The organism is Arsukibacterium sp., from assembly GCF_041616895.1.
In the GTDB taxonomy this organism is placed as follows: domain Bacteria; phylum Pseudomonadota; class Gammaproteobacteria; order Enterobacterales; family Alteromonadaceae; genus Alishewanella.
On the sequence record NZ_JBFJPY010000151.1, the window covers coordinates 1 to 4,654 of the forward strand.

Here is a 4,654-nt window from a genome sequence, read left to right on the forward strand (position 1 = left end):
GCTGATCCTGCGCAAAAAGCCAACGTAATTCAAGTAAAACCGCATGCAACTGACGACTTTACCTTTTGTCGCAGCCTGGCAGCGGGTTAACCTGCGTTGCTTTACAACGGAGGCATAGTTTTACACTCTGGTTATGTTTAAAACAATAATAGCTATTACCAAGGAACCCATATGAACAAAGTATCTGCCCTGGCATTAGGCGTGGCCTTATCGCTTGGTCTGGCCGCTTGCAGCAGTAAGCCGCTTGTCACTGACATAACGCAACCGCAAGCTGAACAAGCTGCACCAGTGCTAAGTTCAGGCATTAACCCGGCCAACATGGATAGCAGCGTTGCGCCACAACAGGATTTTTTCCGCTACGTTAACGGCAACTGGCTAACTAGCACTGATATCCCGGCAGATAAAGCGCGCTGGGGCAGTTTTGATGAGCTAAGAGAAAATGCTGAAAAACAAGTTTTAGCGATTATTCAGGAGCTGGCAGCCAGCAGCCACGAGCCGGGTTCAGATAGTCAGAAAATGGCAGATTTATATCGCTCATTCCTCGATGCAGAGCTGATTAATGTCCTTGGTTTAAACCCGCTGCGGGGCGATATCGCTAAAATTGAAAATTTAACCAACCACGCCCAGTTAAGCCAGTACTGGGGTGAAAACCAACGCTATCGGTTTGGTACGCCGTTAGCGGTGTATGTGGGCCAGGATCAACGCCAGTCTGATCAATATATTACCGGTGCAAGCCAGGCTGGGCTGGGTATGCCTGATCGCGACTACTACATAAAAGACGACGAGCGCAGCAAAGTGTTACTGGCGCAGTACGGTGCCTTTATTGAAACGCTATGGCAGCTGGCGGGTTGGGATAATGCTGCGCAGGCGGCTGAAAATATTCTGGCCATCGAAACCAGTCTGGCAAAAGCACAATGGAGCCGGATCCAAAACCGTGACCGCAATGCCACCTATAACAAATTAACCAAAGCAGAGCTGGCCGCGCTGGCGCCAGGCTTCGACTGGGCCACATTCTTAACAGCGGCCGACCTGAATGATATTGAGCATATTGTGGTGCGCCAGCCCAGCTATTTCCAGGCTTTTGCCAAAATTCAGGCAGAAGTGCCGCTGGCGCAGTGGCAGCAATACCTGAAGTTTCATTTACTGCGGGCCAATGCCAACAATTTAAGCGAGCCTTTTGTTAATGCCAGTTTTGACTTTTACGGCCGGGTGTTAAGTGGTTTGCAAGAACAGCGTAGCCGTGAAAAACGCGCCGTAAGCACGGTTGAAAGTAATCTGGGCTTTATGGTAGGCAAAGAGTATGTCGCGCGGCATTTTCAGCCTGAAGCTAAAGCGCGGATGGATGAAATGATCGAGAACTTGCGGCTGGCTTTTAAAGAAGCCATTGACGATCTGGAATGGATGAGTCCGCAAACCAAAGTGGAAGCGCAGGCCAAGCTGGCCAAATTTAATACCAAAATTGGTTACCCGGATGTCTGGCGTGATTACCAGTGTCTGACCATTGCTGCAAACGATCTGATTGGCAACCTGCGCCGCAGTGCACAGTGCGAATACCAGCGGATGGTAAACCGTCTCGGCCAGCCGGTTAACCGCGATGAGTGGGGCATGACACCGCAAACGGTTAATGCCTATTACAGTTCTACCATGAACGAAATAGTGTTTCCGGCTGCAATCTTACAACCGCCTTTCTTTAATGTTGATGCCGATGATGCCGTCAACTATGGGGCAATTGGCGGGGTTATCGGCCATGAATTTACCCATGGTTTTGATGATCAGGGGCGCCGATCCGATGGGGAAGGTAACCTGCGCGACTGGTGGATACCTGAAGATGAAAGCCAGTTCCGCGAGCGGGCACAGCGGATGATCGACCAGTACAGCAACTTTAACCCGATTGACGATTTACGCTTGCAAGGCGCCCTGGGCCTGGGTGAGAATATTGCCGACTTAGGCGGCTTAACGGTTTCTTATAGAGCGTATCAAAATGCCACCAAAGATCAGCCGGCTGAAGTGATTGATGGCTTTACCCCAGAGCAGCGGTTTTTTATGGGTTGGGCCCAGGTGTGGCGGATAAAATTCCGCGACGAAGCACTGCGCCAGCAAGTGATCACCGGACCACACTCACCGGGTATGTACCGGGTGTTAGGGGTGCTGTCGAATATGCCGGAGTTTTATCAGGCATTTGACGTTAAACCAGGCGATGCCATGTACCGGGAAGAAGATGTCCGGGTAAAAATCTGGTAAGTTAACAAAATAATCAGGGCTGCGATGCAGCCCTTTTTTGTTAATTGCCCTGTTCGGGTAGTGATGCAGCCTGTGCTTCATCGTTATAACGGGCCAGTTGGGCGTCAATTTGTTTGATCAACTTCTCACTGTCGGGCAAGGCTTGGCGCAACCATAAAAACATTTCAATACTATCGAGTATATGATAATTCAGCTGATGTTCGCTTTCTGGCGGCATAGCATGTCGATAACTTAAGAAATATTCGCCTCTGTCCAGTTGCAGGGCTTCGATGCCGAGCCGATGCTGCTCTATCTCGATTAGTTGGCGAATTAAGCCATAACCAGGTTCCAACTTTTTACGAAGACCGCCATAGGTATAGCCGCTCATTACAATCAACCGGCTGTTATATAAATCGTTGAGTTGGCGAATCGGCCTGGTGCCCGGTTGCCAGTAAACCGCTAACTCCATCATGGCGACGGGTTGTGCAGATCGTAGGTAAAGGTGTTGTTGGGTCAGAACTGAACTGATGACCATAGCCAGATCCAGGCCACCCTCATTTAGCAAATTGATCATCCGCCGGTTGGGGTACTGTACGGCGCGCATTTCTAGCTGCAGATCTTGCATTACCCGTTGCAATAATGATGCTAATTCCCCTTCAGCTGTTCCAGATGCAGTTTCAACAAAATAGGGCGGAAAATGGACATAACCCCAGTGCAAAGCTGGTTTCTGTTCAGCAACAACCTGGCTCGTAAAGAGCAGAGCGGGGAGTATGAACAGCAACATAAGGTGGGTTGAGATAACGTTCAAATGCATTCCAGCCAAATAGGTACAACTCAAGTTTAGCAGAGACAACAATTATGCTATAAAAATAGTTACAAAACAGCCATAAAGTTAACTAAATTACCAATCAATAAAGCGTTGTTAAGCATCGGGTGACTGGTTGCTGAGCCTTAGCTTACAAAATCGGGAGGTGGTCGTTTAACTGCTGCGGCTGCGTAGTGTCTATGCTAAAGCTAAGCAAGTGCAATTATGAGGATGAAACTATGCAAAAAACAATGTTGCTGCTGGCCAGTTTATGGCTGAGCCTGCTCTCTTTTAGTCTATTGGCAACGGCTGTCAGTACTGGCTACCGTGAGCCGGTAGCCGACATTACTACCATAGTAGATGCGGCGTCTACGCCTAGTGCCAGCTTAAGCCCGGACGGTAGTACCCTGCTTAGCCTGCAGTTTCCGGCCCTGCCCAGTTTAGCCGACTTAGCTGCAACTCAGCATCGGCTGGCCGGCGTGCGGATAAACCCGGCCAACAATGGCCCCAGCCAGCCGCGCTATATTGCCGGCGTTACCCTGATTGATATTGCCACTGGCATCAGCCGTCAGATTAAAGGCTTACCCAAAACCTTAAAAGTGATCAGTGCAGAGTGGTCGCCAGACAGTCGCTATATCGCCGTGGTGCAGTTAGAAGATAATGCCAGCAGCTTATGGCGAATTGATACCAAAAACGCCACAGCCAAACGGTGGGGTAAGTTACAGCCAAACGCCGTGCAAGGTGCCCAGCTGGAATGGGCAGCAAGCAGTGATGCCCTATACCTGCTGGCGGTAGACCCCAAACGGCCGGTTGCACCGGTTGCCGCTAAAGTGCCGGCGGGGCCGGTGGTAACCGAAGCCCGTGGCCGCACTGCGCCGGCACGCACCTATCAGGACTTATTAAAAGATAGCCATGACGAAGAACTGTTCAGCCACTACTTTACCAGCCAGCTGGTAAAAATAAACCTGAGCAACAAAGTTACCCAAATTGGTAAGCCAGCGTTAATTCGTCGCTTTAGCCTGTCGCCGGATAATCAGCATTTACTCGTAACCCGGATAGTGCCTCCCTTCTCTTATGCGGTACCGATCTACCGTTTTGCCACTAACATCGAAGTGTGGAGCCCGCGTGGCGACGTCAGCTACACGGTCGCAGAACAACCTGTAGCAGATAACCTGCCCATTGCATTTGATGCAGTGGAAACCGGGCCACGTCGTGTCAGCTGGCGGGCGGATGCGCCGGCTACGTTGCTTTGGGCACAGGCGGCTGATGGCGGCGATCCGGCTAACGAAGCCGAGGTTCGCGATCAGTTATGGCAGCTGGCTGCACCCTTTAGTGCTGAACCGGTAAAATTACTGGATATGGCGTTTCGTTTCCGCGACCTACTGGCTGCCGACGCAGATACTGCACTGGTGTACGAAGGCTGGTGGCAGGAACGCCAGGAAAAAGTATGGTTAATCAGCCCTGATGGCAGTAGCGAACCTAAATTATTGTGGCAGCGCTCTACCGAAGACCGCTATGCCGATCCGGGCCGGCCATTAATGACCACCGCTGACAATGGTCAGCGTATGCTACGGTTAGAAAATGGCCATATTTACCTGACCGCGGTTGGCGCATCAGAGCAGGGCAACC

General features: G+C 50.9%; 2 protein-coding genes and 1 pseudogene. 2 read left to right on the top strand and 1 reads right to left on the bottom strand.

Annotated elements, in window-relative coordinates; all coding sequences use genetic code 11:
* The first annotated feature begins 171 nt into the window (after positions 1–171).
* Positions 172–2,241 (top strand): M13 family metallopeptidase, encoded by a 2,070-nt coding sequence (locus ABY802_RS15875; RefSeq protein ID WP_372628102.1) that lies wholly within the window; start codon positions 172–174, stop codon positions 2,239–2,241.
* Between the two features lie 40 nt (positions 2,242–2,281).
* Here ABY802_RS15875 and ABY802_RS15880 read toward each other — a convergent pair whose 3' ends face one another.
* On the bottom strand, positions 2,282–2,845 hold the full coding sequence (locus tag ABY802_RS15880) for a hypothetical protein (protein WP_372628103.1): 564 nt from the start codon (positions 2,843–2,845) through the stop codon (positions 2,282–2,284).
* A 419-nt stretch (positions 2,846–3,264) separates the two neighbouring features.
* Between ABY802_RS15880 and ABY802_RS15885 the strand changes: the two are divergent.
* A pseudogene (locus tag ABY802_RS15885) lies at positions 3,265–4,654 on the top strand (S9 family peptidase); the annotation flags it as partial.